Here is a 21,774-nt window from a genome sequence, read left to right as displayed (position 1 = left end):
TTCGAATCCCACCGGACTCGATTCATACGTATGTGCTTGACGGACTAGACAACCACGCCAAATTTGACGGGGTACGCGAAGAACGTCGAATCGGAACTCTCCGACGCGGCTCCGGACTGGTTGGGGGACGCTGCCAGCGCCTCAAAAGGTGAGAGCACCGAGGCAACTGGAACCTCAGCGGCGACAAGCAATTCCGTAACTGCAGCAGAGCTCTGAGTAGCCACCACAGCGGCTATCGCAGCATTGATCCGTTCGGACTCTTCTTCCCGTTCGCGATACGTAGACCATTCCGGTCCGCTCCACTCGGCCAAGTCGAGAACCTTCACGAGGCGGGACCAGAAATGTTCCTCCAGTGCCGCAATGGTGATCATAATTCCGTCAGAGCACTCGAACGTTCCGTAAGCCGGACGCAACTGCACGTGAGCGCGCTGCTCGTCGACGGTGTTGATACCGGCGTCGTAGAAGCTCCCCAGTCTGGGATTGAGCCAATGAGCGAGGCAGTCCCGGATCGATACGTCCAAGTAGCAACCTTGCCCGGAACGCTCACGCGCGTGCACCGCCGCCAGCAATGAAGACAACGCGTACATCGACGCCGACAGATCAGCCATCGGAATGCCCGGCAGCCAGTCCGGAATACGCGGGTCCTTCCCGGCAAGCGCCAAGACGCCGGCCCTGGCCGCGTAGTTGTTGTCGTGGCCGGGAAGCTTCGCTTCGGGGCCGTCCTGACCGTATCCGGACATCGACACGTAGATGATCCGCGGATACCGAGCAAGAACCTCCCTCGGTCCGAATCCGAGCTTGGCCATCACTCCCGGCCGAAAGCCCTCGATGACGATATCCGCACTGTCGAGCAACGCCTCGATCTCTGGCCGCCGTGAAGTGTCCTTGAGGTCGACGGTCAAGTGCTCCTTGTCGCGGTTCACCGCCGCGAATATTCCGGGGGACATCGTGCGTGCCGGGTCACCACCCGGACGTTCGATCTTGATTACCCGGGCACCGAGTTCTGCAAGATTCTGTGTCAGGAACGGGCCTGGCAGCAGCTCACTGAAGTCGACAACAACTAGATCCGAAAGTGGCTCTGTCACTGCGACACTCGTGGCACGATCAGTGCGTCGAGGATAGCGACGGTGTGTCCGGCACTACCGATCGGACGTACCCGTACCGGGTTGAGTTCGATCTCGTCGATGTGATCTCCGTATGCCGTGATCAGATCGGAAACGCCGAGAAGCAGTTTCACCAGCCCGTCAATATCGCAGGCTGGACGACCGCGGACACCGGTCAACAGCGGGAGCGACTTGAGCTTGGCCAGCATCTCGCGGACCCTATGCTCGTCGAGCGGCAAGAGCCCTCGCTGAACGTCCTGGAAGATCTCCACGTAGATCCCACCCAAACCGACGGTAAGCATGTGACCGTAGACAGGGTCGCGATGTACGCCGACAATCATTTCCACACCGTCGTCGGGAACCATCTCCTCGATGAGTACTCCGCCGATGTGTGCGTCCGGGCAGTTTGTGGCAACTGCGGCAAGGATCTGCTCGCGCGCCGCCGCTACCGCGTCGGATCCGTGGACACCCACGATGACGCCACCCACATCGGACTTGTGTGCGATGTCGGCACTTTCGATCTTCATGACCAGCGGGCCGTCGAATTGCCCGGACACCGAACGCGCCTCGGCTTCGGTTGTGACGATCGCGCTCTGCGGCACCGTAATTCCCTGTTCGGCGAGCCAGTTCTTGGCCTTCCGCTCAGTGGAGACATCAGGAAGCACTGCAGAAGCTGCCGGTGCGGACAGCGCCAGCGCTGACGGAGCCGGGAACTCGTCTTCCATTGCGCGCCATTGACCGTAGTCAGCCCAACGCCGCAGCGCGAGCAATGTCTTGCTCAAGGAACTGGTGACCCCGAAACCTGCTTCCGCCAGAACCTGGTATCCCTCGCCACGACTGTCACTCATCCACACCGGGATGATGGGAATCGATGTCAGCTTCTGAGCCTCAACGATCATCTCGGAGCTCTTGAGGGAGTGATCGCCGTAGTCCAGCGGCATGGGAGCGAGGATGACGTCGACGTTCGGGTCGTTAGCCACCGCGAGGAGGCTCTGCTGGAACAGATCGATATCGCTGATCACGGAGGCGGTCGTGTCGACCGGGTTTACGATCGACGCGAATCCGGGGAGCACGCGCTCGAGGGTAGCGAGAGTCTCGTCGGTGAACTCGGACAACTCCAGGCCGGCGGTCCCGACCATATCTGCAGCCAGCGCCAGTGCCCCGCCCGAGCTGCCGAACACGGCGATCTTCGGATTGACCGGCGGCGCCGCGCGGGTGAGCAGCCAGGCGACATCGATGAGCTCGTCCATGTCGTGGGCCTCGATCACCCCGTACTGCTCGAACACCACGCTGTTGATCTCACCGGACACCGCCATCGACGAGGTATGCGACTGCACGGCCTTCTCGCCGTATTCGGACTGGCCGATCTTCATCGCCACGACGGGCTTTCGCACGGCGGCGGCCGCATTCAACGCGGCGATCAGCCGGGGCCCGTCGTCGACGCCCTCCAGTAGGGCGATGATGACCTTCACCTCGTCCTCGGTGGACAGGTGGTGGATGAAATCCGCCACCGAGAGGTCTGCCGAGTTGCCGAGCGACGCCCACATCGCCGACCGAGCTCCGCGGCTGGACGCTTGAATCAGGTTGCGCCCCAGTCCACCTCCCTGGGTGGCGATGCCGAGCGGCCCGGACGTCTGATCGGCGGCAAAGGCCGGAGACAAGGTCATGCCGATGTTGTCTGCGAGGTTCACGAACCCCGGGCAGTTCGGCCCGTAGATCCGCATGCCGGACTGCTCTGCGATCTCTCGCATCCGCTGCTGCTGCTTGAGGCCCTCCTCCCCCGATTCACCGAATCCGGAGGTGAAGACGATTGCGAAGAGGATCCCTCTGCTCGCGCACTGTTCGAGGGCATCGAGCACGCCGGCTGCGGGAATCACGATCAGGGCGACGTCGGCGGCCACCGGCAACTGCTCGACACCTGGGTAGCAGGTGATTCCACCGATCAGTTCGCGCTTGGGATTGACCGGGTAGATGTCGCCACTGAAGTCCGAAGCCTCGACCAGGTTGTGCAAAACCCAGTACCCGATACTGCCGGGCTTGTCCGATGCACCGACGACAGCGATCGACCGGGGCCGGACGAGGTAGGACAGGTCGGGGAAGACAATCGAGGATGTGGTCACTTGAACGCTCCGATTCCGGTGAGCTCGCGCCCGATGATCAGGGTCTGGACTTCGGCGGTCCCCTCGGGGATGCTGCCGCCGCGGGTGTCGCGGAAGAATCGCGCGATCGGGTACTCGTTGGAGTAGCCCATCGCGCCGTGCACCTGGATTGCCATGTCGGCGACCTCGAATGCTGACTGGCTGGCGTAGAGCTTCGCGATCGAGCCCTCCATCTTTCCGCTCTCGCCACGGTCCAGTGCCGAGGCTGCCGCGTAGCAGAGCGCTCGGGACGCGTCGACGCGAATCTTCATGTCTACGAGGTACTTCTGGATCAGCTGGAAGGAGGCGATGGGTCGCCCGAACTGCTTGCGTGTCTTCGCGTACTCGATGGACAGGTCGAGGCACCGTTGCGCCGCACCGACGGCGCCGGCGGCGATGTTGACGCGCGCCACGCCCAGTCCGCTCAGCGTGGCCTTGAGTCCGCCGCCGGGCGTGCCCAGCAGGTTCTCCTTGGGGATGCGCACGTTGTTGAAGGTGAGCAGGGCAGTGCCGGTGCAGCGCAACGTCATTGCGTCGATCGCCTCCGCGACGAACGGGGTCTCCCGCTTGTCGATCAGGAAGCTGGAGAGCTCGCCGTCGCAGTCGGGGCTGAACGTGCGGGCGATGACGATGCCGAAGTCGCCCCAGATGCCGCCGGTGATCCACATCTTCGCGCCGTTGAGGACCCACTCGTCGCCGTCGAGCTCGGCTCGCATCTTGATCGACGAGACGTCGGATCCGACGTCGGGCTCGGTGATGCCGTTGAAGACCTTGGCCTGCCCCGCGAGCAGTGGCTCCAGGTACTTGGCCCGCTGCTCCGCGTTGGCGTCCACGGCGAGGCGCTCGATCGGTCCGTTCGAGATGTTGACCATCGTTCGGAGGGAGGACCAGCAGGAACCGAGCTCCTCCATCATCATCGCCCAGGTCACCCGGCTGATACCGAGCCCGCCCAAGTCCTCGGCGAGCCAGCCGCCGAGGTAGCCGAACTCCGCCAGCTTCGGCAGGACCTCGTAGGGGAAGGTCTTGTCGCGCTCGTGCTGGTCGATGATCGGCTCGATCTCCGCGGCGAGAAACCCACGGATGGCGCTCCTCAGCTCCAACTGCTCCTGGTCGAATACGTGGGCCATTGGGCACTCCTCAAAAGTCGTTTTCCTTGTGAGCTACAACATACATGATTTTTCCTGTACGGTCAGCAAGTATCTGGCGGCGAGTGTCGCCGAGAACATGGAGAGGCAGTTCATGACGAACATTCTGGACATCAAGGGCCGCGTTGCGATGGTCACCGGAGCCGGACAAGGCGTAGGCCGACGCGTCGCGCTGCACCTGGCCGAGAACGGCGCGGGCGCCGTGGTCATCAACGACTTCCGACTCGAGCGCGCCCAGGCCGTGGCCGCCGAGGTCGAGGCTGCCGGCGCCAAGGCACTGGCCGTTTCCGGTGACGTCTCCGACCTCGAAGTGGTCCGCGCCGGCGTCGAGCAAGCCATCGGCGAGTTCGGCCAGATCGACATCCTCGTCAACAACGCGGGCAACGCAGGACCGGCGCCCACCAGCGAAATGACACGCCCCTTCTGGGAGCAGACCCCCGAAGAATGGCAGGGATACCTGGGCACCAACCTGTACGGCGTACTGAACAACACGCACTCGGTCCTGCCCAGCATGATCAAGAACAAGTACGGCCGCATCGTCACCGTCATCTCTGACGCGGGACGCTTCGGAGAGGTCGGCCGCGAGTGCTACAGCGCCGCCAAGGCCGGCGCCGCCGGATTCACCCGCTCCGTTGCGATGAGCAGCGGGCGATACAACATCACGGCGAACTGCATCTCGCTGGCCGCCACCCACACCCCGCGCACCGCCCACCAGCTCGACGACGAGGCCACCCTCGCCAAGGTCATGAAGCGCTACGCGATCCGCCGCCCAGGCCAGCCCGAAGATGCCGCGAACATGATCCTGTTCCTCGCGTCCGATGCAGCTTCCTGGGTTACCGGCCAGACCATCCCGGTCAACGGCGGCTACTCCTTCGCTCTCTGACAACTCTCACATCGGAAAGGACTGAACCCATGTCAGAATCAACAACCGACGCCGTCGTCACCACCGAGGTGCGGGATTCAGTCGGCATCATCACGCTCAATCGGCCGAAGGTACGCAACGCACTCAATCTCGAACTGCGCGAAGCGATGCAAGATGCGATGGAGCGTTTCGATGACGATCCGGCAATGCTGGCGATCGTCCTGACCGGAGCCGGCGGAAACTTCTGCTCGGGCCGAGACCTCAAGGCCGCCAAAGAAGGTGAGCCGATGTACCGCTCTCGCCGAACCCAGCAGGCGTCATTCAACCGTAAGTCGATCCAGAAACCTGTCATCGCCGCCATCGAAGGTTACGCTCTTGCCGGCGGATTCGAACTCGCCATCTCCTGCGACATCATCGTTGCCGCACAGGATTCCGTCTTCGGCCTGCCCGAGGTCAAGCGAAATCTCGTCGCGATCGGTGGAGGCTTGATTCGCCTTCCCTCCCGAATCCCCTATCACGTTGCGATGCAGCTGGCATTGACCGGCGAGCACGTCGGTGCCGAGCAACTCGAGCGATGGGGACTGGTGACGACGATCGTCGACCCGGGAAAGGCTGTGGACGCTGCCTACGCGCTGGGCATGCAGATCGCCGGAAACGGTCCGTCGGCAATACGCGCTACCAAGGAAATAGTTCGGCGGGCATTCGAATGGGGTAGCGAAGCAGATGCTTTCGATGCCCAACTAGCCATCGCCGAGCCGGCGTTGACGTCCAGCGATCGCGATGAGGGCATCGCTGCGTTCTTCGAACGTCGGGCACCGGTATGGACGGATCGCTGAGCGATCCACACAAGACCCGGTTGCGGTGTGATGGTTTTCTCACACCGCAACCGGGTCTTTAGTCTGGGAACATTCATCCGAAGCTGCACTTGCATGTTTAGATACTTGCGAGCCGTTCAGCAAACACCAAGGGAGGTCGCAATCAAAAAGTTGCCACCGCGGACCAAGAACTCCGACAGTCCGCTCACCCAGACCGAACGCACCAACGCATCCCGCAGCGCACTCATCGACGCCACAGTCACCGTGCTTGCTGCGGAAGGCTACAAAGCCGCGTCCATGAGCCGAATTCAGGAAATCGCAGGGGTCAGCCGCGGCTTGATCGGCTACCATTTCGGCTCCAAATTGCAGTTGATGGAGGCGGTCGTCGAGCATGTCCGTGACGTCTACTTCGACGAAACCGGCGTCGGCCGAACCGAATCCGCAGATACCGGTCTGGACCGGGTCCGCGACCACGTCTCCCAATACCTGACGCGACTTTCCACTTCGCCAGAGCCGTCCAAGGCCATGCTGGTACTCGCGACCGAATCCGTGAACGGCCCCACCGAATTGGCAGCGGCCCTGCGCAGTGCGTTCGCCGCGCAGAAGCAGATGATCGCCGAATTCGTTCGCGAGGGAATCATCGACGGATCAATCCGTCCCGATGTGTCACCGGATGGAACTGCAGCAGTGGTCCAGGGCATTCTCCGAGGAGTTGTGCTCATCAACATTGTCGACCCCGAGGACATAGACCTGGCCGAAGCCAGGTCTACGGCCATCGAGATGGTCAACCGGCAGCTCGCTGTTTCCTGACCAGATCTGCCACGACGTCGTCGATGATCTCGGTTGAACTACTGACGACGTTGTTGATGCAGATTCGCTCCAGCACCCCTTCGTAGCGAGTGCGCACTTCGTCGGCAAGATGCTCGGGCTTCGCGACGATTCCGATAGCCCGAAGCATCTCGTCCGGAATTGCCTCTGCCATCGCGTCCCATTTCCCGGGATCGGCGGACACGGACAACGCATGCAAACGATCGCCCAGTTCCTCCCAACCATGAAATTCGAGCACCTTCCGATACGCCGGAGTGCTCCCGTAGAACGCGATCCGTGCCCGCAATGCCGTTATCGCCGTATCCATTTCGGCATCGGTGCGGCCGGTAGCGACAAGTACCGAACCGGAAATTCGGAAATTCTCGCGGGACCGACCTCGGTTGCTCAACGTCGCTTCCACCTGCGGAACGGTGATCTGCCGCTGATACTCACTACTCGCGAACGGATGTGAGATCAGTCCGTCGGCAAGTGTCGCAGCCACATTCGTCATTGCCGGCCCCACCGCAGCGAGATGAACGAGCGGATCACCGTGTCCGTGATCCTGCGGCGTGAACGCCGGCGTCATCAACGTGTGCTGGTAATACGGTCCGACATGATGGAGTCGTGTGCCGTCCCGCCACGAAGCCCAGATCTCCCTCAACGCGGTGATGTAATCGCCCATTCGGACTGTCGGCTTGTCCCAGCCCATCGAAAAGCGTCTGGTGATGTGCGGGCGAATCTGCGTGCCGAGGCCGAGCACGAAGCGGCCACCGGTGAGCGCCTGCAGATCGTGAGCGACGTATGCCGTGTCCATGGGAGATCGAGCAAAGGCAATCGATACCGAAGTGCCCAGCTCGATTCTCTCCGTCGACGTGGCCGCGAGCGCCACCGGCAGGAATGCGTTTCCGCTGTGCTCGCGACTGAGACTTGCTGCATAGCCAGCTTTTTCGTGAATCGCCGCAGCGGCCGGAATGCCGCGGCGAGATCCGCCGTCGACAATAGGCTGCAGTACGGCGTCAATCCCCAACGGCATCGTCGTCATCGACCGGCAGCCGCCAACACGTGCACCACGCAGACCGCACCCAGCCCGACCAGATGCGCCAGTCCGTACGTGGAATTCGGCTGCTGGCGAGGCCCCGCTTCACCGCGCAACTGGCGGGTGATCTCCGCTATCTGCCCGACTCCGGTCGGACCGATCGGATGCCCCATCGCCAGCAGACCCCCGGACGGACTGATTGCCACCCGGCCGCCAATCGCGAACTCTCCGTTGGCAAGTTCGCGTGATGCCTGTCCCTGACCACACAGTCCCATCGCTTCGGTGTACTGCAACTCCTCGATAGCGAATGCATCGTGCAGTTCCACCACGTCGAGCTGTTCTGCCCGAATCCCGGCCTCCGCCAATGACTGTTCCGTGGTCGTTTTTGTCAGCTCGACATCAAAGCTCTTGGCGCCGTACAGTTCCTCACTCCGCTGGGTCGACGACAGCACCTGGACCGCTCGCGAGCGGTCCAGACCGAGTCGGTCGATCGCATCATCGGAGACAACCAGAACCGCCGATGCCCCTTCACCGATCGGGCAGCATTCGAGCCGCTTCAGGGAGCCCGCGATGGGACGGTCACCGAGAACCTCGTCAAGCGATCGCTCTCTCTGCCGGTGCGCATAAGGGTTCTTCGAACCGTTGAGGTGGTTCTTCACTGCAACGCGGGCGATGGCTTCTTCCCCGACATTCGACGCCCGCATGTACTCCTCGGCAAGGAGTGCGTAGTGCACCGACGGAACTACCAAACCGCCGTCGTGCGGCGCGATTCCGGTCAGCTGCTCACCACGATTGACCTTGCCCGCCTTGTCCACCCCGGCGGCCAGCACCACGTCCGAGAATCCTGCAGCCACGTCTCGACATGCGAGCCGGAAGGCCGAGGAACTCGATGCGGATGCATTCTCCACCTGCGTCATCGGAATTCCTGTAGCACCGAGGTGACGCAGCATCGGACGCGAAACCGCCATACCGAGTCGCGTCGTTCCGGTGTACGCCGCCTCGACCGAGGACCATTCCATTCCCGCATCTGCGAGAGCTTCGCGCACTGCGGTCACACCGAGCTGAACGTAGCTGGTCTCCGTGGCCGCCTGGTAGCGATGCAATCCGATGCCAATGACATACACCGGCCGGTAGTCGTTCAACAGCATCTCGTTCAACTCACTTTCTGATGTGCCGGGGCAAACGTCAATCCCAGTGCAGCGTCTGGTGCTTCGTCGACTGCGACGACCCTAGAGCCTGGCTCCAGATCAGGGCTGTTCAAGCGCGCTCGGATCACGGGCCCCTCAATCAGTTCGATACTTCCGATCGCTGCGGGAATGGTCAACGAACTATCCGGGTGCTGGTACACGTTCACGATCTCCAAAACTGTTCCCTCGCCGGAAAGGACAGCTTCCTCGAGGTCGTCACCGTGGGCACCACACTGCTCACAACCGAAATATTGGACCGGGCTAGCAATGTACGTGCATCGCAGGCAGCGAACTGCCCGAATCGGCAGGGTTGCGCCTGCAGGTGTACTGGATTCCATCTGACTGGAGCCTCCTAGGGTCTATGAGCGGGGGGTCTATGAGCGCGGGGTCGAAGAAATGAGTTACGCGAACCCCTGACGTGTGGTCGCCTAACTGGGAAGATGCAGCAAACATGCGACCCGACGGCCGCCCCCGATATCAACCGCCGCGGGATCTTCCTTCTCACATTTGGGCATGGCATTCGGACACCGGTTTCGAAATCGGCATCCGCCGGCAGCCGCAATCTGTGCCGGTGGAGTCCTCCACTCCACGGAATTCGTAGGCACCAACCGGCGGAACCACCAAACCTTGCACTCCCTTTCGGACACCAATGACGTTGTCCGGAGCGCAGATCGAAATTACCGGCGGGGCCGCGTCGAATGCATCCTTGAGCAAATGCCGAAACGGTACTTCACGATCCTGGACATCGACCGAACGCCGCGACTGTTCGAGCAGCACATCGGCTCCGGGCACATGAAATCCTCCAGGATTCATAGCACCACCCTGCAACAGGTAATCGGCTGCATATGACGTGGGATCCGGTCGACCGACGTCAATCACCGTCACCATCAGATCGAATTTTCCCTCCCGCATCGCCGGAGTTGTCTGTGTTGTCTCCATGACGTTGAGATCTGCTTGAATCCCGATCGCACGCAGGTTGGCCAGGACCAGCTCTGCGAGGAGCTGATACTGAGAGATGTTGGGAGAGGCCACCGTCAAGCTCAGAGGGCGATCGCGGTTGTATCCGGCTTCTTCGAGCAGCGCCCGTGCGCGATCCGGGTCGAACGCGGCGTCTTTTTGATCGTCGAGGCCGTCGATGTGCGGCCACAATCCATCGATAAATGGCTGAACCGTGGGAGTGCAACCACCATTCTGCAAGTACGTGTCGATTCCCTGACGATCGATGGCCAAGGAGAGCGCACGCCGCACACGCGGATCGTCGAGACCAACCACACCCGTATTGACAACGATCGACTGAACTAGTGTACGGAGGTCGCTTTGCACGTAGAGGTCAGTAGCCGATTCAATCCGCGCGCGCTGCGACGGCCGCAAGTACGCAGCGTCGAGCTGACCTGATTGGAGGGCACGCATGCGAGCACTGTCGTCAGCCATCGTGATCATCTTGATACGAGGCGCCTCCACTGATTCGGAATCCCAATAGCCTTCCCACGTTTCATATGTAACTTGGCCGGTTGAGTAAGAGACCACCTTGTATGGTCCCGCCCCGACTGGATTTCGGCCCAAATCTGGGGAGTCGACGGCGTTGGGGCTGATGATCATTCCAGACTCGGTGGCCAGCAGGCTCGGTAATTGCCCCCCAAGTTCGGTGAGGTGCAGGCGAACGTGGAGCGGATCGACGGCCTCCACAGTGTGGACGAGTCCAAGGTTCCGCGACAGCGTTGACTCCGGCAGTTTCGCCCGGTCAATTGTCTTTTTCACGGCACTGGCATCGAATTCCGCGCCATCTTGGAAGGTGACTCCTTGCCGCAAGGTCATGTCGAAGGTACGGCCGTCGGCCGAAAGCTCCCATTGCGTAGCCAGTCCGGGTACGAAGTTTCCGGACTCGTCGATATTGATTAGGGCATCGTAGACGGGGTGTAGATACATGATGTCGAATGAGCTCGATCGCTGCGGGTTCAACGAACTCAATGCACTTGAGTATCCCCACCGGAAGGTGTCATTCGACGAAGAATCGCTGGTGCACCCCGTCACGCAGACTGCGATCACACCTGCCACCAATGACGTGACCGCCGCCCGTCGCCTACGGCGACCGCACTCTCCGCCATGTCGCAACAGTGATTGAGCTCTCACTTCGTTTGGCATGCGGTCACCGTAACTACTTTACTGAACGGATAGCAAGTAAATCCGGAAACTAATGTGCGAATAGCCAAAAGTGACGGCGCTTGTCAGGTACTCAAGGAGAACGCGATCGCATTGCGCGTGGACAAGAAGTCGCAGATCCAGGCCCTCGACCGCGTCGCGTCGACGTTTCCTTCGTGGCTTACCTCAACGACAATCACTCCTCATGCATGAACCGTGCCGGGTTTCTTGCCGCTCCTATGCTGGCGACATCTCCGGCTGGAGAATCGATAATTGAGAGTAATAGATGGCCTCGAACTCGTCGGGAGTGACGTAGTCCAAGGTGCTGTGCAGGCGGCGGGTATTGAACCAATCCACCCATTCCATCGTCGCGAATTCGATGTCGTCGATCGTCTTGATCGCCCTTTGCAGAAACGGACTGCTCTTGGAAACTGCTTCTGTCTTGAAAAGTCCGATTGTCGACTTCGCAAGGGCGTTGTCGTAGGCGTCGCCGACGCTTCCAATTGAAGCCGCAATCCCTTCCAGCGCAAGCGTTTCCGCGAAGGAAATTGATGTGTACTGGGCGAATTCAACCGGTCGTCGCAACACCGTACTACCGGTGTGAGTGTATTTGTTCGGCAAGGACTTCCGCTGGCGTTCGCCATTTGAGCTCTTTACGAGGGCGATTGTTGAGTGCATCAGCAACTGCATCGACTTCACGTCGATGGCGAATTCAACCGGTCGACGCAACACTACGTTGTTGGACCGAGTCCACGTGTCCAGCAAGGACTTCGGCGGCGTACGGCGGGTGCCAGACCTACGCCGCGAAGAAGTTCACTGCAAGCTGGAGTGAGCGTCGAGTACTACACCCGGGTCGAGCGAGGCAGCATCTCGGTGTCTCCGACACGGCCCTGGAGGCAATCGCACGGGCACTGAAAACGCCGCGGAACACGAGCACCTGTTCAACCTCGCCCGAGCAGCACCTGGTGTCGTCGAAGAACCGCACATAGTGACACACCCCCGAAAGCGACGCCCAGCCCCCGCAAGAGATCTACACCAGCGTGCAACGCATCCTCGACGGCATGATCGGTACCCCGACGTTCGTGCAAAAGGGCCGCCTCGCGTCCTGGGGTCAGTGGTCGGTGGATTCCTTTGCCGGCGAAGCGGGAACCGGAGCACCATATTCGCTGGCAGCCCACGAGGCGAGCAGCCGCAGCGCTTGTTCGGATTGCGAGCCCGGCTCTGCGGTGTAGATGGTTAGTGTCAGGCCGGGTTCGGCCGCCATCTCGAGCCCCTCGTACGCAAGGGTGAGTTCACCGACGACGGGGTGGTGGAATGTCTTGGAACCGGTGCCGTGGTGTCTGACATTGTGTGCGCTCCACCGACGACGAAAGTCTTCGCAACGAGTGCTGAGCTCGCCGATGAGATCGTGAAGTTCCTTGTTGTGTGGGTCGCGAGCGGCTTCGGTACGCAAAATAGCGACCGTCACCTCGGCAAAGAGATCCCAGTCGGGGTAGAAGTCACGTGCCCGCTCGTCGAGGAAGGTGAATCGGGCGATGTTCGGCGGCTGGCCCGGCATGTCGTAGACGTCCCCGTAGAACGCGCGGGCCAGCATGTTGACAGCAAGGATGTCCATGCGCCCGTTGCGGACGAATGCCGGGCCGGCGGTGATCGCGTCGAGGGCCCACTGCAGACTCTGGTGCGGCAGCCACGTCTTCGAATTGCGGCGCCGCGGGGGCCTGGCCACGGGACTTGCTGCATGGGCGAGATCGAACAGATGCGCACGCTCGGCATCATCAAGGCACAGCGCCTTGGAAAGACTGTCGAGCACCTCGGGTGAGGCACCGCTGATTGCGCCGCGTTCTATCCGTGTGTAGTACTCGATGCTCACCCCGGCCAGGGTCGCGACCTCACTACGGCGAAGCCCCTCGACCCGCCGATTGGTTCCCGCTGGGAGTCCGACCTGTTCCGGAGTGACCAGGGCGCCACGGGAGGTCAGGAATTGCCGGACTTCCGCTCGATTGTCCATACGTCGACGGTAGTCGAGGCCCCGGTGTCGAGGGAGTCCCTTGCAGTACCTCTACCAACCGGGACTCCCGTCCGCACGCGATAAGTGGTGTGCTGGGGATTGAGCAAGTAATCGATTGTGAGGAGAGTGCACATCATGCGTGGAGTCATCATGCACGCACCTGGCGATATCCGTGTCGAGGACCGCACGCACCCCAGAATCATCGCGCCTACCGACGCGATCATCCGAGTCACCGCATCCTGCGTGTGCGGCTCGGACCTGTGGCCCTACCGCGGAGCCGATAACGTGGCTGACGCTCCGATGGGCCACGAGTACGTCGGGGTGGTCGAAGAGATCGGCGCCGACGTGAGGACCATAAAAGGGGGCGATTTCGTCGTCGGGTCCTTCATGGCCTCGGACAACACCTGCGAGATCTGCCAGGCCGGCTACCAGTCCCGCTGCGTGCATGTCGAGCCCATGGGAATGATCGGCACCCAAGCCGAGCGTGCCCGTATCCCCCACGCCGACGGCACTCTCGTCGCGACACCCGGCATGCCTGATCCCGATCTGATCCCGTCGCTGCTGGCGGCCTCGGATGTGCTGGGCACCGGCTGGTTCGCCGCGGTCGCCGCCGAGGTGAGACCGGGGAAGACGGTGGCCGTCGTTGGTGATGGAGCTGTTGGCCTGCTGGGTGTTCTCGCCGCCAAGCAGCTCGGTGCCGAGAGGATCATCGCCATGTCACGTCATGCCGACCGGCAGGCGCTGGCCCGCGAATTCGGCGCCACCGACATTGTCGAAGGGCGCGGCGACGACGGTGTGGCCCGGATCAAGGAGCTCACGGGCGGGCTCGGCGCGCACTCGGTGATCGAGGCCGTCGGTACGCAGGAGTCGATGATGCAGGCGATTCGTTCCACTCGTCCCGGCGGTCATGTCGGCTACGTGGGTGTCTCCCATGATGTGCAGTTGCCGGGCGAGGAGCTGTTCTTCTCCGGTGTGCATCTGCACGGGGGCCCTGCACCGGTCCGCCGGTTCCTGCCCGAGCTGATCGATCTTATCTGGGACCGAAAGATCAACCCGGGCAAGGTCTTCGACCTCACCCTTCCGTTCGAGGACGCCGCGCAGGCGTATCGGGCGATGGATGAGCGCCGGGCCATCAAGGTCCTGCTCCAGATGTAGAGAAGGCCGCGGCCGGTCACAAACTCGAAGACCTCGATCGGAAGGTTGCCCCATGTCAGGAAATGCCGCTGGATCGTTCATCAACAAGATCGTCTTCGTCACCGGAGCGGGTAGCGGCATCGGCCGCGCTACGGCGCTGGCCTTTGCAACGCAAGGCGCGGACCTGGTCGTCGCTGACATCAACAAGCAGCCGGCGCAGGAGACGGCGATGATGGCGCAACGTCTCGGCCGTCGAGCTGAGGCGGTGGCCTGCGACGTCAACAGCACTGAGGACGTCGCAGCCGCGGTTGCCACAGCAGTCGAAACTTTCGGCAGGCTCGACATCGCTGTCAACAACGCTGGTGTCGAACAGCCGCCTAGACCACTTACCGAGACCAGCGAAGCCGACTGGGATCGGATCCACGGAGTGAACTTGCGTGGGGTGTTCTTGTCTATGAAGCATGAGATCCTCGCGATGGAGGCGGGCCTCGGTGAGGGACACCGCTCAATCGTCAACATCGCCTCAGGCGCCGGCGTTATCGGCATCCGGGGGCAAGCCGCCTACGCCGCGGCCAAGCACGGGGTCATCGGGCTCACCAAATCCGCGGCGCTCGAGTACGCAGCCCTAGGTATCCAGATCAACGCGATCTGCCCGGGCATCATCGAGACCGCGATGATGGACCGCTTCTCCGGAGGCACCCCCGAAGGTCGGTCCCGAGTCATAGCGCAAGAGCCCATCGGCCGGATGAGCACAGCGGAGGAGATCGCCTCCGCAGGCCTGTGGCTGTGTTCCGGACTGGGCGGCTTCGCCATCGGCCACGCCCTCGTGGTCGACGGCGGCCAAACCATCGGCATTTGAGCAGGCCACAATCAACAGATCGGATGAGACACATGCTCACCTACGACTTCACCGGACAGACCGCGCTCGTCACCGGCGCCAGCGCCGGCATGGGAGCAGCCACGGCGTGCGCGTTCGCCGAGGCCGGCGCTGCCGTCGCACTCGTCGACATCAACCCTGAAGCCCTCGAGAAGCTGGCGGCGGAGCTCACCGAGCAGGGGCACCGAGCTCTCGCCATTCGGGCTGATGTGGCCGATGAGGGACAGGTCGCCGCGGCGGTTCGCCAGTGCGTCGACACCTTCGGGAGCCTAGACATGGCCTTCAACAACGCCGGCATCATGCTCCCCCCGACCAACACAGCCGACGAGACGGCCGCCGCATTCGACCAGGTGACGGCGGTGAACCTGCGCGGGGTGTGGGCTTCGATGAAACATGAGCTGGTTCAGATGCGCGCCCAGGGCTCAGGTTCGATCGTGAACTGCTCATCGCTCGGGGGCCTCGTCGGCGGCGCCGGGCGGGCGAGTTATCACGCCTCCAAGCACGGTGTCCTCGGGCTGACCAAGAGTGCTGCTCTCGAGTACGCACCTCTGGGCATCCGAGTCAACGCCATCTGCCCGGGAACCATCGACACCCCCATGGTCGAACGCATGATCAGCGGCGGCGAACTCGATCGCACCCAAGCCCTCGCCGCAATCCCGATGGCGCGTCTGGGCCGCGGTGAGGAGATCGCCGCTGCTGTCCTGTGGCTGTCGAGTTCGGCCGCCAGCTACGTCACCGCCGTCGCACTCCCGGTCGACGGGGCCTACACCGCTCAGTAACAGGCCTCCGCACGCCACTGCCAGCACGCGAGCCGTCGCACCCAGGATCACCACTGAATCAGGAGCATCCTTGAGCCTCTTCTCGCCCGCAACCCTCGGCGATCTCACCCTTCCCAACCGACTTGTCATGGCTCCCCTGACCCGTTCCAGATCGGCCGGGACGGGGTTCCCGGCGACAACGTCGTCGAGTACTACCGGACCCAGGAAATGCTCGACTTCTGCGCTGAGCACGGCATCGCTCCCGAAACCGAACTCATCGCCGCCGATCAGATCAACGACGCCTACGAACGGGTCCTTGCCTCCGATGTTCGGTCCCGGTTCGTCATTGACACCGCAACCCTCGTCGAGGCAAGAGGTTCCGGGTGTGGCCGCGAACAAAACTCCGTCCACACCCTCACTACTGCACCGCCCCTTGCACACTCGCACGCCTAACGACCGGCACCCGATGGGCCCGTTCACCACGCCGAACCTGTGAACTGCAATCGAAAAAGCAGGAACCATGCGACGAAAACTCCTCATCACAGGAACAGCGGCAGTCGTGTTCGCCGTCACCGGATGCGCGACACCCCCCGAATCCTCCACCCCGGATTCGATGACTCCCGCTGCCGACACATCGGTTCCTTCATCTGCGAACACCTCCGCCGACCATGCAAGCGAGCCGAGCATCGTCGAAGGGACCGTCGTCCGCTTCACCGCAGGCGATACCGAAATCGACGTCACGATCGAATCGGACGATCCCACAACCCGTGATTTCCTCTCGATGCTTCCACTCACCCTCTCAGTCGAAGAATTCGCGGGAAGGGAAAAGATCAGCCAACTGCCCCGAAAACTGGAGACAGACCGCTCGCCTGGATCCGACCCCGAGGACGGTGATCTCATCTATTTCGCACCCTGGGGCAACATCGGCTTCTACTACAACACCGACGGGGCTCTGTCAACTTAACTGGGCCGTGAGTCAGGGATGATGGTCGGATGAGTCGTAGAGACGAAACGCGGGTGGATGCGACGCGGTCGCTGTACAAACGGCACCGCTATCCCGCGGAGATCATCGCGCACTGCGTGTGGCTGTACTACCGGTTCACCTTGAGCTTGCGCGACGTCGCAGAACTGATGCTCGCCCGCGGCATCGTCGTCTCGCACGAGACGATCCGCACATGGTGCGCGAAGTTCGGGCTCGAATACGCGCGTGGCCTGCGCCGCCGTGCTCCCCGACCCGGCGATAAATGGTTTCTGGACGAGGTGTACGTCAAGATCGGAGGCATCCGGCACTACCTGTGGCGGGCGGTCGATCAGGACGGCAACGTCCTCGACGTCCTGGTCCAGTCCCGCCGCAACGCGGAGGCGGCGAAACGCTTCTTCGGCAAGCTGATGCGCAAGCAGGCTCGGGCGCCGAGGGTGCTGGTGACCGACAAGCTCGCCAGTTACGTTGTGGCGCAAAAAGACCTGATGCCATCGGTCGAACACCGCCGCTCGAGGTATCTCAATAACCGGGCCGAGAACTCGCACCAACCCACCAGACAGCGCGAACGCGCCATGAAGTTCTTCCGCTCACCAGGTGCGGCACAACGGTTCCTGGCGGTGTTCAGCGCGATCTCGCCGCACTTCCGGCCAGGCCGACACAGCTCACCGCGAGCGATTACCGCTTCGAAATGACCGACCGATTCGCCACCTGGAACGACGTCACCGGCGTACCCTGCGCCGCCTGAACCCGGTTTCCTACCAACAGAATCCGCCCCGGCATGACCGAATGCTGTTGATTCCCAATTATGTTCAGCTAAGTTGACAGAGCCCTCCTGACTGTCGCCGGAGGAATCGCTATTCTCAACCAATTCATTCGCGACTCTCGCGAGAAGAAATTACGCGAGCAACGTCCGAACGGGCACGAGTAGCCCGTCGACTCATGCGTCAAACGTCTCGACCCTTATGCCTCGAGTCTGTCATCCGGAACCCATCACCTGGCCCACTTCGGGAAGTGCGCCTGAGTGGCTTCCTGCGGGTTTCGGTGTGCGTTTTGACCATCGACAAAACGCACACTTTTGGCGAGAATCCGCGGCTACTTCAGGAACAATTCAATGAAGCCACGGCCTGAAAACCGTTCTCGCCCTGTGTTCTGAGCTTCAAACTTGGTGAGTCCGAGCCCTAACCGTCCCGGAGCTGGTCGGAGTAACGAGGTGACCGGTTGCGCGTGCTGCGAGTAGAAGGCCGACCAAGGTCAGTCCCGCTGCTCGACCACCTCGGTAGCTGAGTTGGTTCGAGCACATCCTCTGCAATGAGGTCTGCGGTACCTCCGGCCAGGACTGCATCATGGGTTCGCTCGCCCCTCCAGTTGTCACTGTCAGCTCGTCTGCCGGCACCGGATTTATCACGGAACCGCAGACCACCCTGCGCGGCCCGACGCTGTCTACCGCGGCCGATATGGGCATAAACACCGTTGCTCCGCTCGTGACCAGAGCCAGGGCTGCAAAGCACGCGCAGGTGAAACCGAAAAGAACCGACGCCTGACTGTGCAGACGCTTCTGCCACCAGAAGTAGGTGAGCGTGACTCCGGCAATTGCGAACACCAGCGCGGTCCACCAGTCGAGAATCCCAATCATCAGGTACACGAACGAGAACGTGAGAATCCAGAAAGCCACAGTGAGCCACGTTGTAGGCGATCGATTGTCTCGTTTTTCTTCAAGCGTCATCGTCTCAGTCTCACCGAGTCGGCGCCGTTCATTGGGCGATGCCATCAAATTGACAGACGCCTTCCTACCCCAGCAACCGAAACGAGCTGAGATCGTTTCTGCGGGTTTGGGTGTGCGTTTTGACCGCGTCATACCGGACGATCGCAAACGCGCTTCTGTGTGAAATTGACGTGGACAAATTCTCGCACTTTCGTCCATTTTGGACGTCCGTTGGATCAGTCCGGTATGGCATAGTTTCTAGCGGACGGTTTGGCTGCGGGACGTCGCGAACGGCGAAAATCGGGAGTGCAATGAAGATCGGCTACGCGCGTGTAAGTACGGCGGCTCAGGATTCGTCGATTCAGGTCGGACTACTCGCCGAGGAAGGTGTCGATCGTGACCGGGTCTATGTCGATCACGGAATCAGTGGCCGGCAGACTCAGCGACCCGGACTCGACAATGCGATCAACGCTGCCCGCGAAGGTGACGTCTTCTGTGTGACCAAACTCGATCGACTCTCCCGATCAGCGAAGGACCTTCACGAGACGGTGGGGCGACTCGCTGCTATAGGCGTGGCGTTGTCGATCGACGGGAAGATTTACGACCCGACCGATCCGATGGGAAAAATGTTCATCGGTGTCCTCGGATTGATGGCCGAATTCGAGTCAGACCTGATCCGGAGTCGGACCAGGGATGCTGTTGCGGCGGCCGCGGCAGCCGGCAAGATGAAAGGTCGTCAGCACAAGCTGACGCCGGAGGAGCGTGCGTACCTGTTGCAAACGTACGAGACCGGGCAGTTCAAGATCGAAACACTTTGCAGGAATACAGGTTTGAAGCGTTCGGCGTTGTACGCGAATATCGAGTTGGCGCGTACCGAACGGGAAGCCGGAATGCTCCCGGTACTCTGAAACTAGCCGGAAGTCAGTCCGTCACGTCAACGCTCGACAGACCTCGTCGCGTTCTCCGTGCCAAATAATTCCGAGAGTCACACACCCATGTCAGTTTCAGAAGACGACTGCATTCTGAAGACGACTGCACGCCCAGCGAAGGGCATTATTGTGACTTTCAGCAATAGGTGGCGCGGTTCTGATGGACGAAAGTGGCGGAGCTATTGCAGCTACGCATCGTCGATGCCGGGTTGCCCCGAACAGGTGATTCACGGTCGGCACCACCAGTCGTGGATGTAGGCTGACAGCATCCTTCGGCCAGCGCCAGTGTTCGTGACCAGGAGCGGGCCACCAGGCAGAGAGGTCCGCCGATGAGACAACGCCACCGTCTACGCCAAGCATCCGTCATCGCCGGAGCCGGCGCCGCACTGCTTCTCGCGGCACACCCTGCCGCCGCCGCACCAACCGGCACTGTCTTCCCCATTCCCGTCGCCGCTCTCGCTCTCAGCGTCGGTTCGAGCGAACTCCCGAGGTCGGGCTACACCTACGTGACCGCCACTACCGATACTGACACTCCGGGAGTGACCCGTTTGGGGCCGGCCACCGGTGTCCACGTCCACTGGCGAAACGTCTCCACCGGTGCAGCGGGTGTCGCATACCTCGGCAACCGCGACGGCACACTGGTCGAGACCGGTTCCGGGACGGTGGTCGCCGTGGCCACGGTGCCCCAGCCCGATGGGATCTTCTTCCTGATAGTCGTCAGCACGCCCGGCGCCGGTATCTGGACAGTCCCCTGATCGGATCGGCAGCCGCACCCGGACCGACCGGAGGTGCTCGCATCGTTCGGCGGAGACCTAACTGGCACGGCGACCGGGCGGCGAGTGCAATGAAGAACGGCTACGCACGCGTACGCAAACATCGAGTTGGCGCGCACCGGGAGGGAAGCCGGAGCGCTCCCGGCACTCTGAAACTAGCCGGAAGTCAGTCCGTCACGTCAACGCTCGACAGATCTCGTCACGTTCTCCGTGCCAAATAATTCGGAGAAAAACGTGCCAAATAATTCCGAGAGTCACAACGATATACAGCGCCCACGGAGAGGGAGAGACTGTCTCAGAAACGTCAGACACACTCAAGTAGGCGCTGGAGAAGGTGAGACGGGTTTCTGAGACACATTACGATTTGACAACTGTTGCAGTCGATTTCGCTCCCGAACCAATTTCTACCGGCGGATGATCCTCGGCTGGTGATCTGAACTCTCTTCTCCAGTCACACGGTGGTGTCTCAGCTTTCGGCGCCTCCGAAACGAACTTGGTCTCAACAGGTCAACGCATCACTACCGGTGAGATGATGCGTGATGGTGGAGGCATGGATGGGTAGCAAGGCGCTCGGATTCACAGTGGAGCAGGAGAACCTGATCTGGGATCTGCACCGCCGTGGAGAATCGATACGAGAAATCGAGCGGATCCTCGGAGAAACAATGCCCCGAATTCGACGCTTCCTACGTGAGTCCGGTGGCATCCGGCCGGTCCCACGAGAACGGAGGGCCGGCCACATCACCGCAGCTGAGCGTGAAGAAATCTCCCGTGGAATCGCCGCCGACGACAGCGCTCGGACGATCGCCGAAAGACTCGGACGATCCCCGTCCACGATCGCCCGCGAGATCGCCCGCAACGGCGGACGTGTCGCTTACCGAGCAATGGACGCCGATACAGCGGCCTATGTCCGCGCTCGCCGCCCCAAAACATCGGTCCTGTGTGCTCGGCCGATTCTTCGGGAAACCATCACGGAAAAGCTCCATGAGCAGTGGTCACCGCAACAGATCTCGGCCTGGCTTCGGCGCGAGCACCCGGACGATCCGTTGATGTGGGTCTCACACGAGACGATCTACCGCTGCCTCTACATTCCGTCACGAAAAGTATTTGACAGCACTGTATTTCACGAACTGCGTACCGATCGGCCGATCCGGCGACCACGAGGGAAGAGACGCTCCCACGGTCGTGGACGGATACGAAACATGGTCTCCATCGATCACCGCAGCTCCGCGGCGGACGATCGTAGCGAGCCCGGGCATCTTGAGGGTGATCTCGTGTTCGGTACCCGCCCGTCGGCGGTCGCGACTTTGGTGGATCGACAATCACACGTCACCCATGTGGTGGCGTTGCCGGACGGGTACCGGGCTGAGACGGTAGCGGAT

21 protein-coding genes and 2 pseudogenes are annotated in these 21,774 nt (G+C 61.6%); 13 read left to right on the top strand and 10 right to left on the bottom strand.

Annotated elements, in window-relative coordinates; genetic code table 11:
• Positions 1 to 44: 44 nt before the first annotated feature.
• The 3 genes from QM600_RS08955 to QM600_RS08945 are packed head-to-tail and all read right to left on the bottom strand — an operon-like array spanning position 45 to position 4,368.
• A complete protein-coding gene (locus QM600_RS08955) occupies positions 45 to 1,085 on the bottom strand; it encodes a CaiB/BaiF CoA transferase family protein (protein WP_283261112.1) in 1,041 nt (346 codons plus the stop codon).
• Positions 1,082 to 3,223 (bottom strand): acetate--CoA ligase family protein, encoded by a 2,142-nt coding sequence (locus tag QM600_RS08950; protein WP_283261111.1) that lies wholly within the window; start codon positions 3,221 to 3,223, stop codon positions 1,082 to 1,084. The genes QM600_RS08955 and QM600_RS08950 overlap by 4 nt, the downstream gene beginning before the upstream one ends.
• Positions 3,220 to 4,368 carry an acyl-CoA dehydrogenase family protein gene (locus QM600_RS08945; protein WP_283261110.1) on the bottom strand — a complete coding sequence of 383 codons (1,149 nt, stop codon included), beginning with the start codon at positions 4,366 to 4,368 and terminating at the stop codon, positions 3,220 to 3,222. The genes QM600_RS08950 and QM600_RS08945 overlap by 4 nt, the downstream gene beginning before the upstream one ends.
• A 112-nt stretch (positions 4,369 to 4,480) precedes the next feature.
• On the opposite strand from QM600_RS08945, the gene QM600_RS08940 reads away from it, so the two are divergent.
• From QM600_RS08940 to QM600_RS08930, 3 genes are all read left to right on the top strand, one after another.
• Positions 4,481 to 5,269, top strand: a complete 789-nt coding sequence (locus QM600_RS08940; protein WP_283261109.1) for an SDR family NAD(P)-dependent oxidoreductase — start codon at positions 4,481 to 4,483, stop codon at positions 5,267 to 5,269.
• A 29-nt stretch (positions 5,270 to 5,298) separates the two neighbouring features.
• Positions 5,299 to 6,084, top strand: coding sequence for a crotonase/enoyl-CoA hydratase family protein (locus QM600_RS08935; protein ID WP_283261108.1), 786 nt, complete (start codon positions 5,299 to 5,301; stop codon positions 6,082 to 6,084).
• A 150-nt stretch (positions 6,085 to 6,234) separates the two neighbouring features.
• Positions 6,235 to 6,873, top strand: a complete 639-nt coding sequence (locus tag QM600_RS08930; RefSeq protein WP_283261107.1) for a TetR/AcrR family transcriptional regulator — start codon at positions 6,235 to 6,237, stop codon at positions 6,871 to 6,873.
• On the opposite strand, the gene QM600_RS08925 is transcribed toward QM600_RS08930, so the two are convergent.
• The 4 genes from QM600_RS08925 to QM600_RS08910 form a co-directional block, all read right to left on the bottom strand.
• Positions 6,848 to 7,912: a TIGR03617 family F420-dependent LLM class oxidoreductase gene (locus QM600_RS08925; RefSeq protein ID WP_283261106.1), complete on the bottom strand. Its 1,065-nt coding sequence runs from the start codon at positions 7,910 to 7,912 to the stop codon at positions 6,848 to 6,850. The genes QM600_RS08930 and QM600_RS08925 overlap by 26 nt on opposite strands.
• Positions 7,909 to 9,054: a thiolase family protein gene (locus tag QM600_RS08920; RefSeq protein WP_283261105.1), complete on the bottom strand. Its 1,146-nt coding sequence runs from the start codon at positions 9,052 to 9,054 to the stop codon at positions 7,909 to 7,911. The genes QM600_RS08925 and QM600_RS08920 overlap by 4 nt, the downstream gene beginning before the upstream one ends.
• Positions 9,055 to 9,059: 5 nt before the next feature.
• Positions 9,060 to 9,431 carry an OB-fold domain-containing protein gene (locus QM600_RS08915; RefSeq protein ID WP_283261104.1) on the bottom strand — a complete coding sequence of 124 codons (372 nt, stop codon included), beginning with the start codon at positions 9,429 to 9,431 and terminating at the stop codon, positions 9,060 to 9,062.
• A 163-nt stretch (positions 9,432 to 9,594) separates the two neighbouring features.
• Entirely contained in the window at positions 9,595 to 11,061 is a 1,467-nt protein-coding gene (locus QM600_RS08910; protein ID WP_283261103.1) for an ABC transporter substrate-binding protein, read from the bottom strand.
• A gap of 228 nt (positions 11,062 to 11,289) precedes the next feature.
• Here QM600_RS08910 and QM600_RS08905 point away from each other — a divergent pair, with 228 nt between their 5' ends.
• On the top strand, positions 11,290 to 11,445 hold the full coding sequence (locus tag QM600_RS08905; protein WP_283261102.1) for a hypothetical protein: 156 nt from the start codon (positions 11,290 to 11,292) through the stop codon (positions 11,443 to 11,445).
• A gap of 24 nt (positions 11,446 to 11,469) precedes the next feature.
• Here the strand turns inward: QM600_RS08905 and QM600_RS08900 are convergent, their stop codons facing one another.
• Both QM600_RS08900 and QM600_RS08895 read right to left on the bottom strand, forming a co-directional pair.
• The gene (locus QM600_RS08900; protein WP_283261202.1) at positions 11,470 to 11,820 is read right to left on the bottom strand and encodes an integrase core domain-containing protein; all 351 of its coding nucleotides are present in this window, start codon (positions 11,818 to 11,820) and stop codon (positions 11,470 to 11,472) included.
• 523 nt (positions 11,821 to 12,343) lie between these two features.
• A complete protein-coding gene (locus tag QM600_RS08895) occupies positions 12,344 to 13,240 on the bottom strand; it encodes a helix-turn-helix transcriptional regulator (protein WP_283261101.1) in 897 nt (298 codons plus the stop codon).
• 135 nt (positions 13,241 to 13,375) lie between these two features.
• Between QM600_RS08895 and QM600_RS08890 the strand changes: the two genes are divergently transcribed.
• The 6 genes and pseudogenes from QM600_RS08890 to QM600_RS08865 all read left to right on the top strand — a co-directional run bounded on the left by QM600_RS08890 (position 13,376) and on the right by QM600_RS08865 (position 17,736).
• Entirely contained in the window at positions 13,376 to 14,395 is a 1,020-nt protein-coding gene (locus tag QM600_RS08890; RefSeq protein WP_283261100.1) for a zinc-dependent alcohol dehydrogenase family protein, read from the top strand.
• A gap of 52 nt (positions 14,396 to 14,447) precedes the next feature.
• Positions 14,448 to 15,233: a glucose 1-dehydrogenase gene (locus QM600_RS08885; protein WP_283261099.1), complete on the top strand. Its 786-nt coding sequence runs from the start codon at positions 14,448 to 14,450 to the stop codon at positions 15,231 to 15,233.
• Positions 15,234 to 15,265: 32 nt separating this feature from the next.
• A complete protein-coding gene (locus tag QM600_RS08880; RefSeq protein ID WP_283261098.1) occupies positions 15,266 to 16,030 on the top strand; it encodes an SDR family NAD(P)-dependent oxidoreductase in 765 nt (254 codons plus the stop codon).
• Positions 16,031 to 16,225: 195 nt separating this feature from the next.
• A pseudogene (locus QM600_RS08875) lies at positions 16,226 to 16,372 on the top strand (alcohol dehydrogenase); the annotation flags it as partial.
• 157 nt (positions 16,373 to 16,529) lie between these two features.
• Positions 16,530 to 16,973, top strand: coding sequence for a cyclophilin-like fold protein (locus QM600_RS08870; protein WP_283261097.1), 444 nt, complete (start codon positions 16,530 to 16,532; stop codon positions 16,971 to 16,973).
• Positions 16,974 to 17,002: 29 nt separating this feature from the next.
• A pseudogene (locus tag QM600_RS08865) lies at positions 17,003 to 17,736 on the top strand (IS6 family transposase).
• A 411-nt stretch (positions 17,737 to 18,147) separates the two neighbouring features.
• Here the strand turns inward: QM600_RS08865 and QM600_RS08860 are convergent.
• Positions 18,148 to 18,714 carry a hypothetical protein gene (locus tag QM600_RS08860; protein ID WP_283261096.1) on the bottom strand — a complete coding sequence of 189 codons (567 nt, stop codon included), beginning with the start codon at positions 18,712 to 18,714 and terminating at the stop codon, positions 18,148 to 18,150.
• A 290-nt stretch (positions 18,715 to 19,004) separates the two neighbouring features.
• On the opposite strand from QM600_RS08860, the gene QM600_RS08855 reads away from it, so the two are divergent.
• The 3 genes from QM600_RS08855 to QM600_RS08845 all read left to right on the top strand — a co-directional run.
• Positions 19,005 to 19,601 carry a recombinase family protein gene (locus tag QM600_RS08855; protein WP_283261095.1) on the top strand — a complete coding sequence of 199 codons (597 nt, stop codon included), beginning with the start codon at positions 19,005 to 19,007 and terminating at the stop codon, positions 19,599 to 19,601.
• A gap of 350 nt (positions 19,602 to 19,951) precedes the next feature.
• The gene (locus QM600_RS08850; RefSeq protein ID WP_283261094.1) at positions 19,952 to 20,377 is read left to right on the top strand and encodes a hypothetical protein; all 426 of its coding nucleotides are present in this window, start codon (positions 19,952 to 19,954) and stop codon (positions 20,375 to 20,377) included.
• A 572-nt stretch (positions 20,378 to 20,949) separates the two neighbouring features.
• On the top strand, positions 20,950 to 21,774 hold an 825-nt coding region (locus QM600_RS08845), incomplete at its 3' end, for an IS30 family transposase (RefSeq protein WP_283261093.1).

It is taken from the genome of Rhodococcus sp. IEGM 1379 (genome assembly GCF_030056815.1).
Classification (GTDB): Bacteria; Actinomycetota; Actinomycetes; order Mycobacteriales; family Mycobacteriaceae; genus Rhodococcus_F.
The sequence above is the reverse complement of the archived record's forward strand: the minus strand, read 5'-3'. Positions and strand labels throughout refer to the sequence as shown.